Here is a 24644-nt window from a genome sequence, read left to right as displayed (position 1 = left end):
TGAGGGGTGCGCGCGGCCGCGCGTGTAGAGACGGGGCTTCACCCGGCGCATGATCGGCGGATGGGCATCGGTCTTGCCTGCGCCGTCCGTGTCCCGGGAGTGACGTGAGCCATGTCCAGTCCAGCCGCCCTGCATGACCTGACGGCCCTCGATCTCGTTGCCGGGTATCGCAGGCGCGACATCTCGCCGGTCGAGGTGATGGACGACGTGATCGCCCGCATCGGCGCCTGGAACCCGCATATCAACGCGCTCTATGCCTTCGAGCCCGACGCGGCACGCGCGGCGGCGCGCCAATCGGAGGCACGGTGGCGGCGCGGCGAGCCGCCGGGCCCGCTCGACGGCGTGCCGGTGACCCTGAAGGAGAACATCGCCACCAAGGGCGTGCCCATGCCGCTCGGCAGTGCGGCCACCGAACTGGTGCCGCAGCAGGCAGATGCGCCGCCGGCGGCCCGGCTCCGGGAGGCCGGCGCCATCGCCTACACCAAGACCACCATGCCCGAGTACGGCATGCTGTCGTCGGGTCTCTCGCTGTTCCACGGCCTGACGCGCAACCCGTGGGATCTCAGTAAAAACACCGGTGGATCCAGCGCGGGTGCGGGGGCTGCCTGCGCGGCGGGCTTCGGCCCCCTCCACCTCGGCAGCGACATTGGCGGTTCGGTGCGCCTGCCGGCCAATTGGTGCGGCATCTTCGCCTTGAAGCCGAGCAACGGCCGGGTGCCCGTCGATCCGCCCTACTTCGGCCGCTGCGCCGGGCCGCTGACGCGCACCGTGGCGGACGCGGCGCTGATGATGGGCGTGCTCTCGCGGCCCGATTGGCGCGATCACATGAGCTTGCCGCCCGACGCCCTCGACTGGACGGCCCTCGATGGCGAGGTCAAGGGCAAGCGCATGGGCTTGATGCTCGACGCCGGCTCGGGCCTGCCGCTCGATGCCGAGATCCGTCCGGTGATCATCGATGCCGCGCGTGCCTTCGCCGCCGCCGGCGCCGTCGTCAGCGAGGTCGGCCCGGTCATGGACCAGGACTTGCTCGACGGTCTCGACCGGTTCTGGCGCGTGCGCTCGTGGGATGATGTGCGCAAGCTTCCGCCGGAGCGGCGCGCCAGGCTGCTGCCGTACATCCGCGCCTGGGCGGAGAGCGGCGCGGCGTGCTCGGCCCTCGATGTCATGCACGGCTACAACGGCACCATGACCATTCGCGCCCAAGCGGCGCAGGCCTTCGCCGAGCTCGACTACATCGTGTCGCCGGTCGCGCCCGTGGTCAGTTTCCCGGCTGAATTTGCCTCGCCCACCAACGATCCGGGGCTGCCTCTCCAGCACATCGGCTTCACCGTGCCATGGAACATGGCCGAGAACCCGGCCGCGTCGATCAATGCCGGTTACAGCGCGGCGGGCTTTCCCATCGGCCTCCAGATCGTGGGACGCCGCTTCGACGATATCGGCGTGCTGCGCATGGCCAGGGCATTCGAAACAATGCGGGGACCGCAGCGCCCCTGGCCGCAGCCGCCGGCCTGAGGGGCGAAGCGCCGCCACTCCCTGGGAGCCGGGGGCAGCAGCCTTTGCCGCCTGCCGTAGCGCGGGCAGCGCCGCGCCGATCGCCGTCGCAGCCATCATCCCGCCCTATCTCCCTGGTCGAGCTGGCCTGGCGCCCCGCGCCCGGCCGGCGATTCGTCGGAGCGTCGAGGCAAGCTGCGAGGGTGGCCATCATGATCGATCGACGACGGATTCTGGCAGGGGCCGCCGCGGCAGCCGTGGCGGGGGCCTTCCTGCCCGTCGCGCGCGGGCGGGCGGAGGATACCGGCCAATGGTTGCCGCTGACCTCCGACGATGGTGCGCCGGTGCCGAACCTGCGGTTGCCGGTGGAGCTCACGTCGCAGCTCGAGGAGCTCGTCGGGGTCGTCTGGGTCGGCGCGGACAAGCCCGATGTCACCTTCGTCGAGGCCTACGACTACAATTGTCCCTGGTGCCATAAGGCAGCCGATGACATCGAAGCGCTGCTGAAGGCCCATCCGGAGCTTCGCATCGGGCTGCTCAACAACCCGATCCTGTCGCCGCAGTCGGCGCAGGCTGCCAAGGTGGAACTCGCCGTGCTGAAGCTGAAGGGCGCCGCGGCCGCCTATGCGCTGCACCGGGCGCTGTTCGCCCGCCGGGGGCTCATCGACGGGCCGGCCGCGTTGCAGGCGGCCGCAGGGCTGGGTCTTCCGCGTGCCACCATCGAAAAGACCGCGGACAGCGCTCAGGTGCGGGCAGCTCTCACGGCCCAGATGAAGCTGGCCGCCTCCCTGGGCCTGTCGGCGACGCCCTCGTTCGTGCTCGCCGGCATGGGCGTGCTCGGCTATCCCGGCAGCAGATCGCTTGCGCGGATGGTGTCCTCCGTCAGCGCGTGCGATGCCTTGAGCTGCTGACGGCGGCGCGAGCCGCGATCAGGGTTTGCTCATCCCCGCCGGGAGGCCGACATGGACGTGATCATCTATCACAACCCCGCCTGCGCCACGTCGCGCAACGTGCTCGCCATGATCCGCAACGCGGGCATCGAGCCGCACGTGATCGAATACCTGAAGACACCGCCGAGCCGCTTCATGCTGCGCGAACTGATCCACCGCATGGGCCTCGACGCCCGCGGCGCCATCCGCGCCAAGGACACGGCCTACGCCGACCTCGGGCTCGACGACCCGGCGCTGGCCGATGCGGAGCTGATCGACGCCATGGTCGAGAATCCTGTCCTCATCAACCGGCCGATCGTGGTGAGCCCCAAGGGGGTGCGGCTGTGCCGCCCCTCCGAGCTGGTGCTCGATCTGCTGCCGGGTCCGCAAGGCGAGTTCGTCAAGGAAGACGGCGAGCGGGTGATCGACGAGCATGGCCGGCGGGTGGGGACGGGCTAGATCTGCGCGCACGGCGCGATCACGGCTCCGGGCCGATGATGTGGTATTCGCCCTGGGCTTCGAGCTTCCGGTCGAGCCGACGGCGCATTTCGGCCGCGATCATCGACTCGTCCCGGCGCAGCGAGAAGCGGCGAGCGGCCATGAAGGCCTGTTGCCATGAGGCGGTCGCATCATCGCGTCTGCCGGACAGCCAGTGTGCCACACCGGTCCACAGGCCGAGCTGTGCCAATCCCACCGGAAACACTTTGCAGTAGCGCCTCAGTTCGGCCAGCGCCTGCAGCTCCCAGCTGCGCCACCGGTCATCCCGCTGGGCAAGGCCGGCTTCGCGACCGCGCAGCAGCACCTCGAGCGCACCGCAGATGCCGACGATGGTGCTGTGCGAGGATGGCCGCGGCATCCCCCGCAACAGACGCAGCGTCTCGACCGTGGCCTCGATGCTTTCGCTGGGCCGGCCGGTGCGGGCATACGCCAGCGCGAGCGCGCCCATGACCGAGATTCGTGCCGCGAGATCGATGACGTGATAATCGGCGGAGGAAATGAGCCGCAGGAGGTCCGCCGCCTCGCGCGGGCGGTCCGTGTGCAGCAGACAGAGGGCCTTGCAGCGCAGCGCCCAGATCTCCTGCTGGACGTTGCCCGCGTTCTGCGCCCGCGACAGCAGTGCGGCCGTGGTCGGCTCCCAGGCGCCCTGGTCGCCGCGGTAATATTGTGTCCAGAAGCGCATGCCCTGGGCATTGCACCAGCGCAACTGGTCGCCGGCTTTCAACGATAGATCCTGGGCCTGATCGATGCGGCTGTCGACCATCGGCCACTCGCCCCGGCCGAGCCGCCAGAGCGCGTCCAGGATGCACACGTGCGCATGCAGGGCGGGGTCCGCGAGAGCGAGCGCGGCCGACTCGGCCCGTCCGATGAAGTGGTCGCTCGATCGCCGCCAGCCGAGCATGCCGAGGCCGCATCCCAGTTGCGATGAGGCGATCGCCGTGTCGGCCGAGAGCCCGGTGCGCTCGGCGTGAAGGACAGCGCCGATCAAGTTGCACATACCGCGGGAGAAGCGCACCTCGAAATAGTCCACCATCGCCGCCTGATTGAGGCAACGGGCGAGCTCTGCTTCCCAGCGCAGCTTGTCGGCGTCGCGGCCGAGTTCCGGCCTCGGCGGAAGAGCCTGCCGGACCGCAAGCCGCACCGTGCGACCGATCAGCTTCATCCAGGTCGCTGTAGCGGTCTGGGGAACGGGGTTTCCGACCACGCTGAGGGCATGCCTGGCGGCGACGCCCTGCGCATGGATGTCGCCTCGGCTGTAGTGCGCTTCGGCCAGCTGCCGTCGCCAGCGCACCGACCTGAGCTTCTGCTCGTCGGTCCAGAGCTGTCGCTTGGGTTCATGCTCCAGGCAGATCTCGACGAACGACTCCACCTCACGAAATGCGCCGACCTGAAGCGCGTGGGTCGCCGCCAGGTCCGCATACTTCACGGCCTTCTCGTTGTTGCCGGCAGCCTGGAAGTGCTGGACGAGCACCGCAATCTCGGCGTCGATGGCGTCCGGCCGGCTCGACTCGATCCAGCTCGCCAGCGCCTCGTGCAGTTGCCGGCGCAACCCGCCGGGGATGGAGGCATAGATCACGTCCCGGATTTGGCTATGGCGAAACTCGTACAGCCCGGGCATGGCGGTGGGGCGGATCAACTGGGCCTCGATCAGCGTCTCCACCGCTTCGTCGATCGCACCGTCATGGAGCGCCAGGAGAGCGCCGCTGCTGAAGGTGCGGCCGATGACGGCCATGGCCCGGATCACTTCGCGGACGACGCTGTCCAGGCGGTCGACGCGCTCGCGAATGACCCGTTCGACGCCTTCAAAGTAGCGCAGCTCATCGAGCGGTCGGATGGAGCGCCAATACCCGTCGCGCTCGGCAATCAAGCCTTCGCCCTTGAGGGTGAGCGCGATCTCCTCGGCGAAGAACGGATTGCCGCCGGCGAGGGCGGCGACCCGGTGCGTGATCTCCGCCTGGGGAGGCGTTCCGCTGAGGGTGCGGGCGACCAGTTCGTGGATCGACGCCTCGCCGAGTTCAGCGAGTTCCAGAACGCGCAGATAGCGGGCAGCGCCATCGGACGCGGTGCCCGGGCGCGCCGCGCCCGCCCGGCGCCGAAGGGTCTTGATCTCCTGGGGAACCTCCTCCGCACGCACGCACAGGACCAGCATCAGCGACTCGAGCGAACTGAGCACCCATTCGATGAGGCGCCACGACGCGGAGTCGAGCCATTGGCTGTCTTCGAGGATCAGCGTCAGCGGCCGCGGTGCCAGGGCGCCGACGATGGCGCCGACGAGCCGCATTGTTGCGTCGGCGCGGTGGGCGCCTTCCAGATGCCGTGTCCCTTCGGTCTGCGTCGTCACGATGGCCAAGGCATCGCCGAGCAGCGGCAAGCGCTCGGCGATCCCGGGCATGCCATGCACGCGTTCACCGACGCAGCGAAAGATCTCGTTTCCGTCAGCGTCCGCGGGCAGGCCGACGAGCGATCGCAGCACGCCCCGCCAGGCGAGCAGAGACGTGCGGCGGTCGTTCCGTTCCGCGCCGGACAGGGACACGGTCATGCCCGCTCCTCGCAGCTCGTCGGCGAACGCATTGACCAGGGTCGTCTTACCGATGCCCGGCGCGCCGAGCACGACCGTGAGCCGATTGCCACCGCTGCGCGTGGCGGCGAAGGTCGACCTCAGGAACGCCAGCTCGGTTTGCCGCCCGATCAATTTCGGCGATGTCAACGACGGGCGGCGGCTCGCGATCGGGCGGAAGACGGGGGCCATGTCGCCCAGCCCCTTGAGCTGAAGCGTTCCGCTCCGCTCGAATTGGTAGGTGGCCCGCACCGCCCGTTCGGTCGGCGCGTCGCAGAGGATGTCTCGCTCGGTCGACGTCATCAGGCGTGCCGCCCGATTGACCGACTGGCCGAGGACCATGAACTGCCGGCGCTGTGCGCTACCGACGACGTGAAAGGACGCGTCGCCCGTCGCCACGCCGATCGACACGTCGAGCCCCGACTGCCGAAGGGCCGACGTGATCGCGCGGGCGGCATCGACGGCACGCCGCGGGTCGTCGCGGCGGAAGGTGCCGTGGGCACCGAAGGCAGCGATAAAGATCAGTCCCTTGTCGTCGAACAGCAGTTCACCGGGGGGCCCACCGCAATCGCTGAGGATTTGCTGCAGGGACGTGCACAGGGCGTGGTGCCGATCGAGAGCATCGGAGCTGTCCCAGCTGAGACCCACGATGCGCGCCAGAAGCGCCGACACCGGCCGGATTTCGGCTAGCGCGTCGAGCCGTTTGCGCGCCAGGGCCAGTTCGTCGTCCGGGGTAGCCGGCCCTCTTTCAGAGCCTGTCCCTCGCGGCAGGGCCGACATCGCGTCCCGCACCTGCGGCGAGAGGAAGCCGGCCAACCATTGCCACGGCAGGTCGTCGGTCGGCCTGGACGGTTGCACCGGGCGCGCTGCGTCATCTTCGAGCGGACGGCGGGACAGGGGCCGTGCTGCGGCGTCGGACAGCACGAGATTCCAATTGCCGGCCCGTGCCAGCGCGTTGGCCGCATCGATGACCGCATCGCCGCCGACGACCAGATTCCAGACCGGTTCTCCGCCCACTGCGGCTGCCCAGAACTGGCCCGCTCCAATGCCGAGGTGCAGGGATGCCTCGGCTTCACCCGGGGCCGCCCCCGACCGCTCGTCGTGATCGCGACAGATCGCCTGCGCGCATTGCACGGCCAGGCGCGTTGCCTGCTCCAGGTTGCCGTCGTCGGCTGACCAATAGGCGAGAAGAGAATCGCCGGCGAAATACACGACCTCGCCGGACCAGGCTCCGATCTGATCTGCGCATCGCGCGTAAGACTGGCCGAGGATCTTGGGTATCTCCTCGAGGCCTCCATGGCCGCGACGGGCGAATTGCTCGACCAGGGCCGTGAAACGCGAAACGTCGATGAACAGGATCGCGGCCGGAAACTGCGTGGCAGCGGGACGTGTGCCGCACTCGCCGTAGAGCCGCTCGAGGAGGCGCAACGGTAGAAAGCTCTCCAGCAAGTGTCCAGTCTCGTACATGAGTGTTGCCCTGCCGGCGCCGGCATCACACGTACCGCTATATCAAGGTGAGAGAAAGAAGATCGTTGTGCTTCGACTGGGCCTGCGCAGGCGCAGCCGGAGGAGGGTGGCGAAGGCGCAGAGCGCTTTGCAGGTGCGGGGCGTCACGTGACCGCTTGCGAGCGGCGGCGCATGATGGTTGCGGGCATGTTCGGCAGGGGGCGCCTAGCGTGACAGACACCGCATTCTCAGTCGCTTCGACTTCGCAAACCACGTTCGCCCGGTCGCGGGTGACGCTCAGATGATGAGACCCGAACTCGACCGGGAGTCCCATACAGCCTGGGTTTCACAAGGATTTGAACAGCTTGTCGCCCGCGTTCGCAGCGCGCCGCAGGTAACGCATTTCGATGTTCTGGTCATCGGCAGCGGCTACGGCGGCGCCGTTGCTGCGGCAACGTTTGCGGGGCGTCACCGGGACGGCGTTCCGATCGCGGTAGCCGTGCTGGAGCGCGGCAAGGAGTATCTGCCGGGCTCATTCCCCGTAGGGCTTGGGGAACTACCGGGTCACCTCCGACGGGACAACCAGAAGGAGGGCCTCTTCGACGTCAGGGCGAGCGGCGATGTGGTGACCGTCGTCGCCAATGGTGTCGGCGGGGGATCGTTGATCAACGCCGGCGTGATGGACCAGCCTCTGCCGTCGGTGTTCGCCCAAGGCTGGCCGCGCGCGCTCGCCGATGTCGCCGGATGGCAACCATACTTCGACCGCGCCGCCGAGCTCCTCGGCGCGCGCATCGACGGCGTTCCGAACACGATCGCCGATCATCCCGATGGGCTGCCGCAAAAATTCAGATCCATCAGGGATGTGGCACCCGATGGCCGCTTCAGGCCGGCGGCGATCACCGTGGCCATGAGCCAATCGACCAGCTCCGGCAACGTGCGGCTCGGCAAGTGTGTGCGCTGCGGCGATTGTGCGACCGGCTGCAACTTCGGCGCCAAGAATTCGCTCGACGTCGGGCTGTTGGTCCGCGCACAGCAGAATGGAGCGGAGATCTTCAGCGGCGCGACGGTGCTGAGCGTGGAAGCGGAGGGCGCGGGCTGGATCGTCAACGCCGTCTACACCAACGCCAGCCTGCGCAAGCGCGACGGCGAGGTGCTCAGGATCCGGGCCGGCAAGGTGGTACTCGCCGCCGGTACACTGGGTTCGACCGAGATCCTGATGCGCTCGCAGGCCGCGGGCCTGGCGGTGTCCGGCACGCGTCTCGGCCGACGCGCCTCCACCAACGGCGACATGCTCGTCGCCGACTATGCGACGGCCGCCTCCGTCGATGCCGTGGCCGACGAGGAGGTTCAGCCTTCGCTGCGGGCCATCGGACCAACTATCACCGGTATCATCGACCTGCGCGATACCGCGGGTGTGCTGATCGAGGAGATGGCGGTTCCGGCGAGCCTGCGCCTTGCCTTCACTGAGCTGTTTGCTGTCGTCAACACGTTGCACGGCTTGGACGAAGCGGATCGGTCGAAGCACATTCAGGGCTATCCGGACGCCGATCTCTACGCGGCTCCCGGACGGCGCATCGGGCGGTCGGCAATCTACGCGATCATGGGGGACGATGGGGCAGCCGGCACGATCACGCTCGAGGGCGACGTGAGCGTGGCCCGTGACGGTATCGCGCGGATGCAGTTCACGGGGCTGCCCGAAGATCCCGTCAACGATCGGAGGGTGGAGGCCCTCGCCGATCTCACGCGGGGCACCGGCGGGCGCGTGATCGCCAATCCGATCTGGAAGCTCCTGCCGACCGGGCTCAACTGGCTGCTGGCCGGCCAGCGCGGACCGCTGCTCACGGTGCATCCGCTTGGCGGGTGCGTGATGGCCGACGATGGTACGGCCGGCGTCGTCGATCATCTCGGCCGGGTCTTTTCGACCGATGCGTCCGACGCGGTCCACAACGGCCTCGTGGTGTTGGACGGCTCGGTCATCCCGACAGCTCTCGGAATCAATCCAGCCCTGACGATCTCTGCGGTGGCGCTTCGGGCGGCCGAAACGCTGGCCCAGCAATGGGAATTTGAACCTGGCCTGCCGGCGCGCAGCGGTCAGGTGCTCGTCCGCCCGGTGTTCCGCGAGGTCGACGTCGCGATGCCTCCCGCCCGCACGGAGGTCGAGATCATCGAGCGGCTCGTCGGCCCCCTGCGGCTGAGCCCCAAGGGTGCCCCAACGGCGGACTACGTCGTCGAATTGACGTTGCGCTTCCGCCCGAAAGCTGTCGCCGACCTCATCCCGGGGCGGGGCGGGGAGCCGGTGCTGGAGGTGGCTGGCGATCAGTCGTCGGCCCTGGCGCGCAGCGAGATCCGGATCTTTCCGCAGGCTGACTGGGAGATGCTCGAGCAGACCTGGGATCCCCCCCGCCTGAGGGAGCAGAAGCTGGATGCCATGGCCGTCTTCAGCGCGCCGCTCACGGGCCGCCTGAAGGTCTTCGAGCGGCAAGAGAGGTCGGCCCTGCGGCGCATCTTCACGGCCGGTACGGCATGGCTGCTGAACCGGGGGCTCCGCGACAGCTACCAGGCGTTCGTCGACGGCGACGGCGGCCCCGACCCGCTCAGCCGCCTCAAGTCGGCGATCGGCATCGCGAGCTGCGCCGGTGAAATCAGAGCGCTTGTCTACGAACTCACCATCGGCACGCCGGCTACCGACTCGCGCTTCGTCCTCGAAGGCGACCGGATCGTCGGCGCCAAGTCCTTCACCTACCGGCGCCGCGCCAATCCCTGGCGCCAGCTGATGGAGGTCACGCTGCGCGAGTTCCCGGGCCTCGAGGGTCGGGGCGCGCGCATGCTCAAGCTGGATGTGGGCTTCCTGGCGCGCATCGGCGTCCCGCTGATCCAGATCACACATCAGCGCGACGGCGTGAGTGCCCTGAGCGACCTTGCGAGCTTCCTAGGCTACGTCCTGCGACTGCTGCTCGGCCTGCACATCTGGAGCTTCCGCGCCCCCGACAATGACGGGGGCGCGGGCGAGATCGTCTTCCGCCCGCCTCGAGAGCTCATGGTTCCAGGCGGCGGTTTCGTTCCGGCCGAGATCATCCCGATCGACCTGGACGACGAGATACCGGACCTCGGCGCGGAGCCGGTCAAAGGCCGAGTGGTGCTCACGCGCTATGCGCAACCGGTCGGCGGGCCGGCGCAGCGGCCGGTCGTCATGCTGCATGGCTACAGCGCCGGCGGCACCACCTTCGCGCACCACGCCGTGAACCCCAATCTCGCCAGCTACCTGTGGGACGCGGGGCGCGACGTCTGGATTGCCGACCTGAGGACCAGCCCCGCGCACGAGACGGCGAAGGCACCGTGGAGCTTCGATCAGATCGCCAGGACGGACGTCCGCGCGGTGATCGAGAGGGCGGCCGGCGCCTCGATCGACGGCAAGGTGGACGTCATCGCCCATTGCATGGGAACGGTCGTCTTCAGCATGGCGGTGCTCGGTGACGTCAGCCCGCCCGGAAAGAGGCTGAGCAAGCTCATCGGCCGCGCGGCGTTCACCCAGGTCGGACCTCTCGTCGTGTTTACGCCGGCGAACATCTTTCGCGCCTATGCGGTCCGCTATCTCTTGGACTTCCTGCCGGACGCCTACGAATTCCGGCCGCCCAATCCGACACTCCTGGATGGTCTCCTGGACCGGGTTCTCGCGACCTTGCCGTACAGCGACGAAGAATACGACATCGAGAACCCGTTGTGGCCGGCAGCACGAACACCCTGGACGCGAACGCGACATCGCATGGATGCCCTGTACGGCCGGGATTTCAATGTGGCCAACATGGAGCCTCTCATGTTGCGCCACATCGACGAGCATTTCGGTCCGCTCAACCTGAAAACGGTGGCGACGACCGTGCACTTCGCGCGCTATGCCGTCATGACCGACTACAAGGGTCAAAACACCTATGTGTCGCGCCGCCAGTTTCGCGAGAACTGGCCGTTTCCGACCTTCAGCCTGCATGGAGGTGCGAACGGCCTGTCCCACGTGTCGACCGTTGATCGCATGCACAAGGTCCTCAGCGATGCCGGACGCATCTACCTCGCGCCCTACGTCAACTGGCAGGCCGGCCATCAGGACGCGCTGATCGGCACCGGTCGACTGGATATATTTGCGCGGATCAGGTCATTTCTCGAGACCGACATCCCGGATCGACCAAACAATGAAGGCGGAGGCAAGACGGCTTATCCCCCGTGGATCGGGCCGATTGTTACGGAAGAGCGGCCCGACCGCGCGACACTCGTCGTGCGCGTCGGAGCGCTGCCGTCGCACCGGGAGGCCGAAGCCGTCGCGATGCTGCGCATCGAGCTCGTGGGCGACGACATCCGACGTCCGGACGACGCCGGACGGCCTTGGGACCTGTCATACGTCCTCGACCACCTGGCCATCTACAGATCGCAGGAGCTGCACGATACCGGCTGGGATGCCTTCGAGGCACCACTGCCCACAGCGATGCCCGGCTATGATGCCCGTCATCCCGGCAACGCTCTCCTCGTCCTGTTGGTCTACGACGAGTCCGACGAACTGCTCGCCGGGATCGGCGCGGCGAAGACGACGAGGGACTACTTCTGGGCCGACTCGCAGACGCGAAAGGTGTACAGGCTTGAGCCCACGATCCCACCTTCCCGCGAGTCGAGGCCGGCCCACGGCTTCGCCTACCGCCAATTCACGCAGATGGCGCGGGCCGTCTGCCATGCGCTGGGCATGCCCACGCCCAAGCGCCGCCCCGCAGGTCCGGCCACGGCCGCGGCGCATCGGTTGACCTATCGCGGCTTGACACAGGCATCACGCCCTATGCTGGAGGCCGCGCCGGGGCGGACGCGCGTCGAACGAAGCCCGATGACCATGCAGTTCGATCAGGCGGGCACCGGCGACACCGTGGGCGGTCTGAACGAAATGGACCGGGATCTGATGGACGGCGTCATCCCCTACGATCCGCCCTTCGCGCCGCTTCCGGCTCCGGCGCCGGCGGGCACGCGCTTTTCGCTGGCCTCCTGCCAATACCCGGGCGGCTTCTTCGATGCGGCGGTCGCCTATCGCTCCTATGAGCGGATCGTGCAGCGTTTTGAAGACGATCCAGGGCTCGCCCCACGCTTCATGCTGTTCGCGGGTGACCAAGTCTATGTCGATCCCACCGCCGGCCTCTACGATCCCGCCAGCAAGGACAGCCGTTTCCGGCTGCCCTACGAGGCCTGGCTGCGCCAGCCCAACGTTCGCAGCGCGCTGCGCCGTGCCCCCTCGTTCATGCTTCTCGACGACCACGAGATAGCGGACAATTGGGAGCCGGTCGCAGTGCCGGACGATCCGCTCAACCAGATGAACAAGACACACGGCGTCGCGATGTTCGCCAAGTATCAGCGCGGCATCAAGGACGACATCGAAACATTCGATTTCGACGGCTTTCCGTTCTTCCTCCTCGATACGCGCACCCGGCGATCGCACCGCAGGGTGGGCAGCCTCGCCGATGCCACCCTGTTCGACGAGGCCACGATGGACCGGCTGAAATGCTGGCTGTCGAGCGCGCCGGGGCCGAAGTTCATCGTCTCTCCCGTCATGCTGCTGCCGCGCCACCGGCGCGCGGTACAGCGCGATCGGCGCCTCGACCCGACCAACCTCAGCGCTCTGTATTCGGACGGCTGGGACGGCTATCCCCATACATTGCGCGAGGTGCTCGCCTTCATCGCGGCGAATCGGATCGAGCGGGTCGTCTTTCTCTCCGGGGACGAGCATCGCGGCTACGTTGCCACGGTCGACCTCTTCGACAGCGCCGGCAACCGGCTCGTCCGCGCCCATTCGATCCACACCGCGGCGCTCTATGGGCCGTTTCCATTTGCCAACGGAGTTGCCGAGGACGTCGTGGCGAGCGAGACGATCGCCATCGAGCACAGCTCAGGGCACTACAGCTGCGTCGTCGACACGGTGCGGCCGGCGCCGGGTGACGGGGCCACCTTCTTCCACGTTCGCAAGGTGGGTGAGGACTGGCTGCTGGATTGCGAGTTCGGCGACGGCGCGGTTCACACCTTGACCGTGTGACCGCGAGGCGGGGGACCGCTCCCGTCAAACCCGTATCCACCCTTCCCGATCGCGCTTATAAGCCGCGGCCATGAACATTCTTCTCATCGGGTCGGGCGGGCGCGAGCATGCGCTCGCCTGGAAGCTGGCAGCGAGCCCGCGCTGCGACCTTCTGTTCATCGCCCCCGGCAACCCCGGCACCGCCGCCATCGGCGAGAACGTCACGCTCGACGTGGCCGATCATGGCGCCGTCGCAGCCTTCTGCAAGTTGATGTCTATCGGGCTCGTGTTCGTCGGTCCGGAGGCGCCGCTGGTCGGCGGCCTCGTCGACGACCTCGTCGCCCAGGGTATCAAGGCTTTCGGCCCGACCCGGGCGGCGGCGCAGCTCGAGGGCTCCAAGGCGTTCACCAAGGAGCTCTGTGCCGAGTTCGGCATCCCGACCGCCGGCTTTGCCCGCTTCGACGAGCTGGAGGCGGCCCGCGCCTACGTGCGCGCCCGCGGCGCGCCGATCGTCGTCAAGGCGGACGGGCTCGCCGCCGGCAAAGGCGTCGTCGTCGCCGAGACGGTGGCGCAGGCGGAGGAGGCGCTCGCCATGATGTTCGGGGGCGGGCTTGGCGCGGCCGGTGCCGAGGTGGTGATCGAAGACTGCCTGGTCGGCGAGGAGGCGAGCTTCTTCGCCATTTCCGATGGGACCACGGCGATTTCCTTCGGCACGGCCCAGGACCACAAGCGCGCCTTCGACGGCGACCAGGGTCCCAACACCGGCGGCATGGGCGCCTATTCGCCGGCGCCGGTCGTCACCCCCGAGCTGGAACGGCGCATCATGGCCGAGATCATCGTGCCGACGGTGACGGGCCTCGCCCGGCGCGGCACGCCCTACGTCGGCGTGCTCTACGCCGGACTGATGCTGACCGCCGCCGGCCCCCAGCTCATCGAGTACAACGCCCGATTCGGCGATCCGGAATGCCAGGTGCTGATGCCGCGCCTTGAAGGCGATCTGGTCGATGTGGCCCTCGCGGCGATCGACGGCGGCCTGCACGATGTCGCGGTCGGCTGGTCGCTCGAGGCCGCCCTCACGGTGGTCATGGCCACCCGCGGTTATCCGGGGCCGGTGACGAGCGGTTCCCAGATCCGCGGCATCGCCGCGGCGGAGGCGGCGGATCCCCGCCTGATGGTGTTCCAGGCCGGCACCCGGGCCGATGGTGACAGGCTCGTCGCCGCCGGCGGCCGGGTGCTCGCCGTGACGGCGACGGGCGCCACGGTGACCGAAGCGCAGCGGCGCGCCTATGCCGGCGTCGATCGCATCGACTGGCCGGAGGGCTTCTGCCGCCGCGACATCGGCTATCGGGCGGTGGCGCGCGGGGGCTGAGCGGCCCCGAGCCGCAGCGCTTTCCGATCAGTTAAATTCGGCTGATCGGATGAAGCCCTCCGTTCAAATTGCAGAGCTTCTCTTGCGCGGGCGTGTGCCGCGCATGGGATGCGTTCCAGATTCAACAGATCATGAGTGCTTCAGTCGGAACCGGCCGGCTTGGCGGCGCCGTTCTTCGGCGCGAAGCTGTCGAAGATGGCGCGCATGGTAGCCAGGTGCTGGTCCTGCACCGTGCGTCCGGTCTCGAACATGCGGCTGAAGTGCTCGAAGCCCGCCTTGGCGGCATCGAACGCCTCATCGCCGGCGCCGGCGCTGGCGGGCTCCGCAGGGCTCTCCGGTGGCGGAGCCGCGGCCGCTGCGGCCGGCGGGGGCGGGCTCGGCCGGGGTGGAGCGGGGGCGGCTGCCGGCGCCACCGGAGCGTCCGGCTTCGACTGCGCCGGGAAAACGCTGAACACGGCCTTGAGCGAGTTGGCGACCATCTGGCCCATCATGTCGGCGGCGCTGTCGGTCGTGCTCGGCGGCGGCTGCTGGGGCGGCCGGGCTGGCGCGGCGCCGCCGGCCCGCTGCATGAACTCGGCCGACTGGGCAAGCAACTGCCCCATCCCCTGTTCCATGGCGACCTTGAACAGGCCGCCCATGATCATGGCGCCGATGAGGGGCAGCATGCGCAGCAGCACCTCCGGCCTCACGCCCGAGAGGACGGCGGCGTGCGCCGCCACCTGCCGGGTCACCTCGGGCGAGCCGAACACGGTCTCGACGACGCTGGCTCCCTGGGCGGGTGCACTCGGCGTGCGCGTTGCCGCGGCCTGCTCGAAGAAGGGCATGAACTGGCCGCTGCCCATGAGCCCCATGGTGTTCAGCAGCCCCTGCTGACTCTGCATCGCGCGCTGCAGGCCCAGCGAAAAGGCCGGCAGCGTGGCTTCGATCGCCTTGCGGGTCTGGTCGGCGGAGAGGCCGAACTGGTTGGCGATGTTGGCGACGGCCTGCCCTTGCTGGGCCGCCTGCATGATGTCGTAGAGATTATACATCGGCCCACTCCCCCCGCCGTTTTGTCCGGAAGACGTGGACTAAACCTGCGCAGCGTGTCGGCGGCAGGTTAGAGCGCTTGCACGTGGATGGAAATCACCGGCACCAAAGAAAGCGCGGCGACGCCGCGGCGCTCAGTGCGCCGGCCGGGCCTGCTCGCCGAGCCGGTCGATCGCCCGGTAGGCCAGCACCACGCTGGCGATACCGAATGCGATGGCGCCGATACCCTGGCCGATGAGCGCGCCGGCCGCGCCGCCCATGTGCGCGCCGGCAAGCCCGAAGGGAATGGTGCCGAGCGTGGCCTTGCCCCAGTTCAATACGGTGGTCAGCAGCGGAAAGCCCAGATTGTTGAAGGCCGAGTTGGCCAGGAACAGGGCGCCGTGGAAGATCCAGCTGCCGGCCAGCACCGCGCAGAACAGGCGCAGCAGGTCGGCCGTCTCGCCCTGCGCGGCGAAGGCGGCGACGACGAGGTTCTGCGCGAGCGCCAGCACGAGCCAGGCGGCAAGGATGTAAAGCGTGCCGCAGATGAGCGCATCGCTGAAGGTGCGGCGGACGCGCACCAGCAGGCCGGCGCCGAAGTTCTGGCCGAGGATCGGGCCGATGGCCCCCGACATGGCGAACAGCAGGCCGAAGGCGACCGGAACCAGGCGCGAGATGATGGCGTTGGCGGCGACCGCCTCCTCGCCGTAGCGGGCGAGGATGGAGGTCATGAAGCCGGCGGCGATTGGCGTCGCCACATTGGCGGCCATGGCGGGGAGGGCGATGGCCAGCATCGGCCGCCCGTCCAGGCGGATGCTGCCCCGACTCGGCCGCGCCACCATCCGATGGACCACCACGGCGCCGTGAAAGCCGACGAGCGCGACGACGACGCGGCTGATGAGCGTGACGATGGCGGCGCCGTCCACCCCGAGGCCGAGCACGAAGATCAAAAGCGGATCGCACACGGCCGTCGTGATGGCGCCGGCCAGGGTCACATACATCGACCGGCGCGCGTCGCCGACGGCGCGCAGCACCGCCGACAGGGCCATGCCCAGCCCCATGAAGACGGTGCCGGGGAGCGCGATCAGCAGGAAGCGATGGGCGGTCTCGAGCACGCGGCCCGTGGCGCCGAGCTGCACCAGCAGCGGATGGGCGGCGATCAGCATCGCCAGACCGATCGTCCCCGAGATCGCCGCCGCGATCGTCACCGTGCTGCCGGCGATGCGCCGGGCCGCGGCGACGTCGCGGCGTCCCAGCGTGCGTGAGACCAGCGCGCTGACTGCGATGAGCAGGCCGATGGAAGTCGATACGGTGACGAACATCAGGATGCCGGCAAAGCCCACCGCCGCCGTCAGCGACGTGTCGCCGAGCCACGACACGTAGAGCAGCGTCAGCAGATCGACGGCGAACACCGCCATCAGGCCGACGGCGCCCGTCGAGGCCATCACCAGCACGTGGCGCATGGTGGACCCGGTCGTGAAGATGGCCTCCTGCCGCGGCGGCGCCCGACCGACGTCGACCCGGTTCAACTGCCGTCTCCGTCCATGGCGATCAGATCGCGCGTTTCCGCGGTGAGCGCCTTGGACTTGAACTTGGGAGCCATGAGCGGCTCGGGCGTGACGGTGGCGCCGTGCAACAGGTCCGCGCCGTCGAGCAGGCCGCCCTCGCCCTGCAGCACGAGGCGGGCGATGTCGCGTTTGCGCACATCCTCCTCGACCTCCGCTGCGCGCTCCGGATCGATGCCCAGCGCTTCGAGCGTGGCGCGGCCGAAGGAGAGCGCCGAGCGGAACGTCTCGCGCAGCTGATAGTCCACCTGCATGTGCATCAGCTCGATGGCGTGCACCCGGTCGTAGGCCCGCACGTAGGTCCGCACCCGGGGGAATTCCGCATGCAGCAGCTCGACGATGCGGGTCGCCGTCTCCGCGTGGTCGACGCACACGCAGACAACTCTCGCACGCCCGGTGCCGGCGGCGTGCAGCACGTCGAGCCGTGTGCCGTCGCCGTAGTAGACCTGGAAGCCGAAGCGCGTCGCCTGGCGGATGCGGTTGACATCGAGGTCGATGACCGTGACGTCGACGGCCTCCGCCAGCAGCACCTGATTGACGACCTGGCCGAAGCGGCCGAAGCCGATGACGATGACGCTGGACTGGTCGCTGGCGTTGCGGTCGCCCTCCACGTCCTCATCGATGAGCGGCCGCGCAGCGCCGGCGCGAACGAGGATCATGTCCAGCAGCTTGGCGGCGAGCGGGGCGACCAGCATGGACAGGGCGGCAACCGCAATGAGCAGCTGGGCATGCGTGGCCGACAGGACGCCGAGGGTGCCGGCCAGCGGCAGCAGCACGAAGGCGAACTCGCCGGCGGTGGCGAGCAGGGCGCCGGCGCGCAGCGCGTCAGTCCACGAGGAGCCGGACAAGCGGGCGAGGGCCGAGACGATCGCGATCTTGCCTCCCACGAGAGCGGCCGTCGCCAGCGCCAGCACGGCCGCCTGCTCCAGCACCAGGCGCAGGTCCAGCGACATGCCGACGCTCATGAAGAAGAGCCCCAGGAGCAGGCCGCGAAAGGGCTCGATGTCCGCCTCGAGCTGATGGCGGAAGTTCGATTCGGCCAGCAGCACGCCGGCGACGAAGGCGCCCATGGCCATGGAGAAGCCAGCTTCCTCCATGAGCAGGGCCGCGCCCAGCACCACGAGCAGCGCCGCTGCCGTCAACACCTCGCGGGCGCCGCTGCTCGCCAACACCCGAAAGAACGGGTTCAACAGGTAGCGGCCGATCAGCACCAGGGCGACGATGGCGCCGATCGCTTTGCCCGCATTGGCGAGCCGTTCCGCCAGGCCGCCTGCGTCGGCCGACACGACATTGGCCATGAGGGGCACCGCGGCGAGGATCGGAACGATCGACAGGTCCTGAAACAGCAGGACAGCGAACGACCGCTGGCCGTAGGGGGTCTGCAGCTCGCCGCGCTCGTTCAGGATCTGCAAGGCAATGGCGGTGGCCGACAGGCTGAGCGCCGCGCCGGCGACGGCGGCACCCTTGGCCGGGACGCCCACTGCGACGGCGACGGCCGCGACCAGGATGCCGGTGATCGCGAGCTGCGCCAGCCCCAGGCCGAAGATGTCGCGCCGCATCGACCATAGATGCGAGAGCTTGAGCTCCAGGCCGACGATGAAGAGCAGGAGCACGACGCCGATTTCGGCGACGCCGGTGATGGTCTCCGGAGTGGCGAAGAGCCCGAGCGCATAGGGGCCGATGGCGACCCCGGCGACGAGGTAGCCGATGATGGCGCCAAGGCCGAGCCGCCGGAACAGCGGCACGGCGACCGCCGCGGCGCCGCAGAACACGAGCACCGGCTGGATGAAGCTGGATTGTCCGCTGGGATCTGACATGCGGGTTCTCCATACTCTCTCGCCGAAGCCGGCGCGAGAGCATGCGGATCGCCCATCGGCCGTTTGTCGGACACGGAGAACACCGAAAGGGGGCGGCCATCGGGCAAACCGCGTCCTTGACACGTCGATGCCGCAACAGCCACATCAGCGCGACGCCAACACACCTTGCCGATGACCGTAAAGCCTCCGCTCGACATCCTCCTCTGTTCTCCGCGCGGTTTCTGCGCCGGGGTCGTGCGCGCCATCGACGTGGTGGAGAAGGCGCTCGCCACCTACGGGCCGCCCGTCTACGTGCGCCACGAGATCGTGCACAACAAATACGTGGTGGAGAGCCTGCGCCGGAAGGGCGCCGTCTTCGTCGACGAGCTGTCGGAGATTCCGGCCACCGATGCCCCGGTGGTCTTTTCGGCGCACGGCGTGCCGCGCGCCGTGCCGGCGGAAGCGGCGGGCCGCCGCCTGTTCGCCATCGATGCGACGTGCCCGCTGGTCACCAAGGTGCATCGGGAGGCGGAGGTGCATCGCAAGCGCGGGCGCCACGTCATTCTGGTCGGCCATGCCGGCCATCCCGAGGTGATCGGTACCATGGGCCAGCTGCCGCGCGGCGCCATCACGCTGGTCGAGACGGCGGACGACGTCGGCCGGATCGCTCCGCCTGATCCGACGAGCCTCGCCTATGTCACCCAGACGACGCTCTCGGTCGATGACGCGCGGCAGATCGTCGAGGCCCTGCAGGCGCGCTTCCCGGCCATCGTCGGCCCGCAGCGCGAGGACATCTGCTACGCCACCACCAACCGCCAGGAGGCGGTGAAGCGCGTGGCTCCGTTGGTCGATGCCATGATCGTCGTCGGCTCGCCCAACTCCTCCAATTCTCAACGCCTGCGCGAGGTGGCCGAGCGTATCGGCTGCCGCACCGCGCGGCTCGTGCAGCGTGCCGCCGAGATCGATTGGCCGGCGTTCGAGCGGATCCGGCGCCTGGGCCTGACCGCCGGCGCCTCAGCCCCCGAGCTCCTGGTGGAGGAGATCATCGACGCCTTTGCCGCCCGCTACACCGTGACGGTCGAGACGGTGTCGACGGCCGATGAGAGCATGTTCTTCCCGCTGCCGCGGGAGTTGCGCGGCGAAGCGGCGGAATAGCCGTGGCAGTTTACACCGAGGTCTCCGACGAGGAACTCGCCGCCTTTGTGCGAAGCTACGCCATCGGCCGGGTGCTGGCCGTCAAGGGCATCGCCGAGGGCGTCGAGAATTCCAACTTCCTGCTGCACACCGATTCGGGCTTCTTCCTGCTGACGCTCTACGAGAAGCGGGTCGCCGAGGCCGACCTGCCGTTCTTCCTGGGGCTGATGGAGCATGTGGCGGCGCGCGGCATCACCTGTCCGCTGCCGGTGAAGACGGTGAGCGGCGCGACCCTGGGCCGGCTGGCCGGCCGGCCGGCGGCCATCGTCACCTTCCTCGACGGCGTCTCCGTGCGTCGGCCTGCGGCCGGACATTGCGCCGAGGTGGGTCGGGCGCTCGCCGCGTTGCACCGCGCCGGCACGGACTTTCCGCTGCGGCGCCCCAACGCCCTGTCGATCACGGCCTGGCCGCCGCTGCTGCAGGCAGCACAGGGCCGGGCCGACGAGGTCGCGCGTGGGCTCGGCGAGCGCGCCGCGCTGGCGCTGGCCGATGTCCAGCAGCATTGGCCGGCGCGCCTGCCGCAGGGGGTCGTCCACGCCGATCTCTTCCCCGACAACGTCTTTTTCATCGACGACCGGCTGTCGGGGCTGATCGACTTCTACTTCGCCTGCAACGACGCGCTCGCCTACGACATTGCCATTTGCCTCAACGCCTGGTGCTTCGAGACGGACGGCTCGTTCAACGTGACCAAGGGCAGGGCGCTGCTGGCCGGCTACGAGGCGGTGCGCCCGCTGTCGACCGCGGAAGTGGACGCGCTGCCGGTGCTCTGCCGGGGCGCTGCGCTGCGCTTCATGCTCACCCGCCTGGTCGACTGGCTGAACGTTCCGTCCGGCGCCCTGGTCAAGCCGAAGGACCCGCTCGAGTACGACCGCAAGCTGGCCTTCCACATGGGAGCCGCCTGCGCCAGCGACTATGGGCTGATGCGATGAGCGAGCGGGTCACGATTTTCACCGACGGGGCCTGCAGCGGCAACCCCGGCCCTGGCGGCTGGGGCGCTGTCCTGGCCTTCCGTGGGCAGGAGCGCGAACTCTCCGGGGGCGAGGCTCACACTACCAACAACCGCATGGAGCTGATGGCGGCGATCATGGCGCTGGAGGCGCTCAAGCGTCCCTGCGTCGTGGATCTGTGGACGGACTCCGAATACCTGCGCAACGGCATCAGCCAGTGGCTCAAGAGCTGGAAGGCCCGGGGGTGGAAGACCGCCGACAAGAAGCCGGTGAAGAACGAGGATCTGTGGCGCCGGCTCGATACCGCCCAGGCGAGTCACGAGATCGCCTGGCATTGGGTGAAGGGCCACGCCGGCCATGCTGAGAACGAGCGCGTCGACGCGCTGGCCCGGCAGGGCATGGCACCGTTCAAGGTCGGGCGGGCCCTGCCGAGCGGGTGACGCGGTGGGCATCGCGCGAGGAGAACACCGCTGACGTCCGCAGCCGACGATATCGTCAGTCTCTATCGCCGCCACGCCCGGGCCTGGGCACGCGCACGGGGCGGCCAACTGTGTGAAGGGGAGTGGCTCGATCGCTTTCATGCGCTCTTGCCGTCGCGCGCCACTGTTCTCGACATCGGTTGCGGGACCGGTCAGCCGATCGCCCACCACCTGACCGAGCAGGGCTGCATCGTCACCGGTGTCGATTCGTCGCCGGAGATGATCGCCATGGCCAAGGACCGCCAGCCCGCCGGCGACTGGCTCATCGCCGACATGCGCACGCTGTCGCTGAGCCGCACCTTCGACGGTCTGCTCGCCTGGGACAGCTTCTTCCACCTAGGCTACGACGATCAGCGCCGGATGTTCGCCGTCTTCCGCAGGCATGCGAATGCCGGGGCCGCTCTGATGTTCACCAGCGGCCCATCATACGGCGAGGCAATCGGACGCCTCGAGGGCGAGCCGCTTTTTCACGCCAGCCTCGACGGCGCCGAATATCGCACATTGCTGGACGCGCATGGGTTCGCGGTGGTGGCGCACGCGGTCGAGGATCCGGAGTGCGGGGGGCACACGATCTGGCTGGCGCGTCTGCGGTAGCTCGCCGCGGCGCCGGTCTCACGAAGCACGCTTCGGCTTAGAGCATTTCCGCGTTTCTTCGAATCGCCGACGCTCTATCTGTTTGATTTGGCGCGTTTTCTTCACGCGAACCGGTGTCCACTTCGCTCGAAAACGCCGCTAGACCGACGCCCGCACTCGCGGCCGGCCTACAGCGACACCACCTTGCCCTCGTCCGGCTCCAGCCTGACGTCGCCCGTTATGAGCGCTTCGCCACGCCGCGGCAGGACTTGTCGCCGCGCGCGATGCGTTGGCGCACGGACAGGCCCGGAGCCGTGTGATCGCCTTCGGTTCATGACCGGCAAGTTCACCACGATGCTCAGCTTGGCGCTGCCGTCGGCCCTGGGCCTGATGCTGGTGCTCGTGCTGCACAGCGCGCCCGCCGCAGTGCAGACGCGTGACACGCCGGACGGATTGATTCGCGCGGTGTACCGGACCTACACGGACGACACGAACAGGCCGGGGCTCGCCGGCATCTACAGCCACCGGCTGCAGGGGCTCATCGACGCGGATGCGCTTCGCGGGCCGGACGGCGACGCCGGGCGGCTCGACTGGGACGTGTTCGTGGACGGCAACAACTGGCACATCAGCGGCCTCGAGATCGCGCTCGTCTCGGTCAGCGCCGGCCACGCCGTCATCGATGCGCATTTTCAGAATTTCAAGCAGCCGCAGCGTGTCCGCTTCGACCTCGTCTACGAGGCGGGCGGCTGGGCCGTCGACGAGGTCCGATCCTTCAAGCCGCCCAGCGCCACCGTGCCGGCCTGGACGATGTCGAAGGTGCTGCGGCCGCGGTAGGGCGATGCCGTATCCGCGCCTGCACCCCCCAGCCGGTCAACGCACCCACTCATCCTCGCGGTAGCCCTGGGCGAACAGCAGCGCGGTGAGGTCGCCGTGGTCGATCCGCGCGTGGGCGGCGGCGGCCACCGCCGGCTTGGCGTGGAAGGCGACGCCGAGCCCCGCTTCCTGGAGCATGGCGAGGTCGTTGGCCCCGTCGCCGACCGCCATCGTGTCCGCCTGGCCGAGGCCGAAACGATCGCGCAGTTCGGTAAGCGTGGCGAGCTTGGCCTGGCGGCCCAGGATCGGCTCGGCGACCCTGCCGGCGAGGCGTTCACCATCCAGGAGCAGCGTGTTGGAGCGGTGTTCGTCGAAGCCGACCTTGCCGCCGATCGGGCCGGTGAACACGGTGAAGCCGCCTGAGACGAGGCAGGTGTAGGCGCCATGGCGACGCATCGTCATGACGAGTGTGCGGCCGCCGGCCGTCAAGGTCAGGCGCTCGGCGATGATGGTGTCGACCACCGCGAGCGGCAGCCCCTTGAGCAGGCTGACGCGCTCGCGCAAGGCCGGCTCGAAGGCCAGCTCGCCGCGCATGGCTCGCTCGGTGATGGCGGAGACCTCGGCCTTGAGCCCGACGAAATCGGCGAGCTCGTCGATGCACTCCTGGCCGATCATGGTGGAGTCCATGTCGGCGAGGAACAGCCGCTTGCGCCGCCCGGCGGCCGGCTGGACGATGACGTCCACCGGGCTCGCGGCAGCGGTCAGCATCGCCCGCACCCTGTCGGCGATCGTGGCTGCCGGCTCGCCGCTGGCGAAGTTGAGATCGACGGCGCGACCCGCGGCGAGCGCCACCGGAGCCGATGCGCCGATGGCCGCGCCGATGTCGGCAACGAGGGGGGGCGGCAGCGTTGCCGCTGGACTTGCCACCAGTGTCGCGACAGAAGGCGTAGGGGTCTGGGTCATCGAAGGCAGGTTTCGTGGCAATGGCAGCCGGCGGCGCGGGCAGGGCAGGGCAGGGCGACGACTTGCGGCGCCCGGATGCCGTCCTCATCGCAGGCCCAACCGCATCGGGCAAGTCGGCGCTGGCCCTCGACCTCGCCCGCCGCATCGGCGGCGTGGTGATCAACGCCGATTCCATGCAGGTCTACCACGACCTCCGGGTGCTCACCGCCCGCCCCGCCGCGGTGGAGGAAGAGGCGGTGCCGCACCGGCTCTACGGCTTCGCCGACGCGGCTGAGAATTTTTCGGTCGGCCGCTACGTGGAGGCGTTTCGTAGGGTCCTGGAGGACGCGCGGGCCAGCGGACTGCTGCCGATCGTCACCGGTGGCACCGGCCTCTACTTCCGGGCGCTGACGGAGGGGCTGTCCGACATTCCGCCCGTCTCGGAGGCGATCCGCAATGCCGTGCGCGCGGCGGCGGAGGGCCGGCCGACACCGCTGCTGCACGCGGACCTTGGCGTGCGTGATCCCGCCGCGGCTGCGGTCCTGCGGCCCACCGACCGGCAACGGATCCTGCGCGCGCTCGAGGTCAAGGCCGAGACCGGCCGCTCGCTGCTCAGCTTCCAGGCGCGGCGCGTGCCGGGGCCGCTGACCGGGGCTGCGCTGGTCCGGCTGTTCCTGGCGCCGGAGCGGGACGAACTGGTCCGCCGCATCGACCGCCGCTTCGCCGCCATGCTGGAGGGCGGCGCCGTCGAGGAGGTGGCGCGGCTCGCCGAGCGTAGGCTCGATCCAGCCCTGCCGGCCATGCGGGCCCATGGGGTGCCGGGACTGCTGCGCTACCTTGCCGGCGAGATCCATCTCGATGCGGCGAGCCTGAAGGCCCGCCTCGATACCCGTCACTACGCCAAGCGTCAGTTCACCTGGTTCCGCCACCAGATGCCCGGCTGGACCTGGACGGCGCCGGAGGCGGCCGGGGCCTGGCTTGAGCAGACCGTCGGGTGATGGCGCGGCGG

Annotated in this window: 16 protein-coding genes; 11 read left to right on the top strand and 5 right to left on the bottom strand. The window is 69.0% G+C overall.

What is annotated here, in order from left to right:
• Nucleotides 1–111 precede the first annotated feature (111 nt).
• The 3 genes from IEW34_RS27720 (at nt 112) to arsC (ending at nt 2879) form a co-directional block, all read left to right on the top strand.
• Nucleotides 112–1512, top strand: a complete 1401-nt coding sequence (locus IEW34_RS27720; RefSeq protein WP_188612468.1) for an amidase — start codon at nt 112–114, stop codon at nt 1510–1512.
• A 188-nt stretch (nt 1513–1700) separates the two neighbouring features.
• A complete protein-coding gene (locus IEW34_RS27715; protein ID WP_188612519.1) occupies nt 1701–2402 on the top strand; it encodes a DsbA family protein in 702 nt (233 codons plus the stop codon).
• A 51-nt stretch (nt 2403–2453) separates the two neighbouring features.
• Nucleotides 2454–2879: an arsenate reductase (glutaredoxin) gene (arsC, locus tag IEW34_RS27710; protein WP_188612467.1), complete on the top strand. Its 426-nt coding sequence runs from the start codon at nt 2454–2456 to the stop codon at nt 2877–2879.
• Nucleotides 2880–2898: 19 nt separating this feature from the next.
• Here arsC and IEW34_RS27705 read toward each other — a convergent pair whose 3' ends face one another.
• The gene (locus tag IEW34_RS27705) at nt 2899–6399 is read right to left on the bottom strand and encodes an ATP-binding protein (RefSeq protein WP_210324605.1); all 3501 of its coding nucleotides are present in this window, start codon (nt 6397–6399) and stop codon (nt 2899–2901) included.
• Nucleotides 6400–7222: 823 nt separating this feature from the next.
• Between IEW34_RS27705 and IEW34_RS27695 the strand changes: the two genes are divergently transcribed.
• Nucleotides 7223–12973 (top strand): alkaline phosphatase D family protein, encoded by a 5751-nt coding sequence (locus IEW34_RS27695; protein WP_188612464.1) that lies wholly within the window; start codon nt 7223–7225, stop codon nt 12971–12973.
• Between the two features lie 70 nt (nt 12974–13043).
• Nucleotides 13044–14321 (top strand): phosphoribosylamine--glycine ligase, encoded by a 1278-nt coding sequence (purD, locus tag IEW34_RS27690; RefSeq protein ID WP_188612463.1) that lies wholly within the window; start codon nt 13044–13046, stop codon nt 14319–14321.
• A gap of 140 nt (nt 14322–14461) precedes the next feature.
• On the opposite strand, the gene IEW34_RS27685 is transcribed toward purD, so the two are convergent.
• The 3 genes from IEW34_RS27685 to IEW34_RS27675 all read right to left on the bottom strand — a co-directional run bounded on the left by IEW34_RS27685 (nt 14462) and on the right by IEW34_RS27675 (nt 18708).
• On the bottom strand, nt 14462–15349 hold the full coding sequence (locus IEW34_RS27685; RefSeq protein ID WP_188612462.1) for a DUF937 domain-containing protein: 888 nt from the start codon (nt 15347–15349) through the stop codon (nt 14462–14464).
• A gap of 132 nt (nt 15350–15481) precedes the next feature.
• Complete coding sequence (locus tag IEW34_RS27680) at nt 15482–16855, bottom strand: MATE family efflux transporter (RefSeq protein WP_244642255.1); 1374 nt, start codon at nt 16853–16855, stop codon at nt 15482–15484.
• Complete coding sequence (locus IEW34_RS27675; protein ID WP_188612461.1) at nt 16852–18708, bottom strand: monovalent cation:proton antiporter-2 (CPA2) family protein; 1857 nt, start codon at nt 18706–18708, stop codon at nt 16852–16854. Before IEW34_RS27675 ends, IEW34_RS27680 begins: the two co-directional genes overlap by 4 nt.
• Before the next feature lie 171 nt (nt 18709–18879).
• Here IEW34_RS27675 and ispH point away from each other — a divergent pair, with 171 nt between their 5' ends.
• From ispH to IEW34_RS27650, 5 genes are all read left to right on the top strand, one after another.
• Entirely contained in the window at nt 18880–19842 is a 963-nt protein-coding gene (gene ispH, locus IEW34_RS27670; RefSeq protein ID WP_188612460.1) for a 4-hydroxy-3-methylbut-2-enyl diphosphate reductase, read from the top strand.
• Between the two features lie 2 nt (nt 19843–19844).
• Nucleotides 19845–20810: a homoserine kinase gene (locus IEW34_RS27665; RefSeq protein ID WP_188612459.1), complete on the top strand. Its 966-nt coding sequence runs from the start codon at nt 19845–19847 to the stop codon at nt 20808–20810.
• Complete coding sequence (gene rnhA / locus IEW34_RS27660) at nt 20807–21268, top strand: ribonuclease HI (RefSeq protein ID WP_188612458.1); 462 nt, start codon at nt 20807–20809, stop codon at nt 21266–21268. Before IEW34_RS27665 ends, rnhA begins: the two co-directional genes overlap by 4 nt.
• Before the next feature lie 30 nt (nt 21269–21298).
• A complete protein-coding gene (locus IEW34_RS27655; RefSeq protein ID WP_188612517.1) occupies nt 21299–21901 on the top strand; it encodes a class I SAM-dependent methyltransferase in 603 nt (200 codons plus the stop codon).
• 312 nt (nt 21902–22213) lie between these two features.
• Entirely contained in the window at nt 22214–22714 is a 501-nt protein-coding gene (locus tag IEW34_RS27650) for a hypothetical protein (RefSeq protein WP_188612457.1), read from the top strand.
• Nucleotides 22715–22750: 36 nt separating this feature from the next.
• Here IEW34_RS27650 and serB read toward each other — a convergent pair whose 3' ends face one another.
• The gene (gene serB / locus IEW34_RS27645) at nt 22751–23656 is read right to left on the bottom strand and encodes a phosphoserine phosphatase SerB (RefSeq protein WP_188612456.1); all 906 of its coding nucleotides are present in this window, start codon (nt 23654–23656) and stop codon (nt 22751–22753) included.
• Nucleotides 23657–23676: 20 nt separating this feature from the next.
• Between serB and miaA the strand changes: the two genes are divergently transcribed.
• Nucleotides 23677–24633 (top strand): tRNA (adenosine(37)-N6)-dimethylallyltransferase MiaA, encoded by a 957-nt coding sequence (gene miaA, locus IEW34_RS27640; protein WP_188612516.1) that lies wholly within the window; start codon nt 23677–23679, stop codon nt 24631–24633.
• Nucleotides 24634–24644 lie beyond the last annotated feature (11 nt).

Origin of the sequence: Chelatococcus reniformis (genome assembly GCF_014640075.1) — a bacterium.
Taxonomy (GTDB): Bacteria; Pseudomonadota; Alphaproteobacteria; order Rhizobiales; family Beijerinckiaceae; genus Camelimonas; species Camelimonas reniformis.
This window is presented reverse-complemented; position numbering and strand designations above follow the sequence as displayed.

What these genes read in the sequence shown, in the direction of transcription:
- rnhA (WP_188612458.1), top strand. Translation starts at nt 20,807, where the DNA reads ATGAGCGAGCGGGTCACGATTTTCACCGACGGGGCCTGCAGCGGCAAC.
- serB (WP_188612456.1), bottom strand. Translation starts at nt 23,656, where the DNA reads ATGACCCAGACCCCTACGCCTTCTGTCGCGACACTGGTGGCAAGTCCA.
- purD (WP_188612463.1), top strand. Translation starts at nt 13,044, where the DNA reads ATGAACATTCTTCTCATCGGGTCGGGCGGGCGCGAGCATGCGCTCGCC.
- ispH (WP_188612460.1), top strand. Translation starts at nt 18,880, where the DNA reads ATGACCGTAAAGCCTCCGCTCGACATCCTCCTCTGTTCTCCGCGCGGT.
- arsC (WP_188612467.1), top strand. Translation starts at nt 2,454, where the DNA reads ATGGACGTGATCATCTATCACAACCCCGCCTGCGCCACGTCGCGCAAC.
- IEW34_RS27720 (WP_188612468.1), top strand. Translation starts at nt 112, where the DNA reads ATGTCCAGTCCAGCCGCCCTGCATGACCTGACGGCCCTCGATCTCGTT.
- IEW34_RS27685 (WP_188612462.1), bottom strand. Translation starts at nt 15,349, where the DNA reads ATGTATAATCTCTACGACATCATGCAGGCGGCCCAGCAAGGGCAGGCC.
- IEW34_RS27695 (WP_188612464.1), top strand. Translation starts at nt 7,223, where the DNA reads ATGATGAGACCCGAACTCGACCGGGAGTCCCATACAGCCTGGGTTTCA.
- miaA (WP_188612516.1), top strand. Translation starts at nt 23,677, where the DNA reads ATGGCAGCCGGCGGCGCGGGCAGGGCAGGGCAGGGCGACGACTTGCGG.
- IEW34_RS27650 (WP_188612457.1), top strand. Translation starts at nt 22,214, where the DNA reads ATGACCGGCAAGTTCACCACGATGCTCAGCTTGGCGCTGCCGTCGGCC.
- IEW34_RS27675 (WP_188612461.1), bottom strand. Translation starts at nt 18,708, where the DNA reads ATGTCAGATCCCAGCGGACAATCCAGCTTCATCCAGCCGGTGCTCGTG.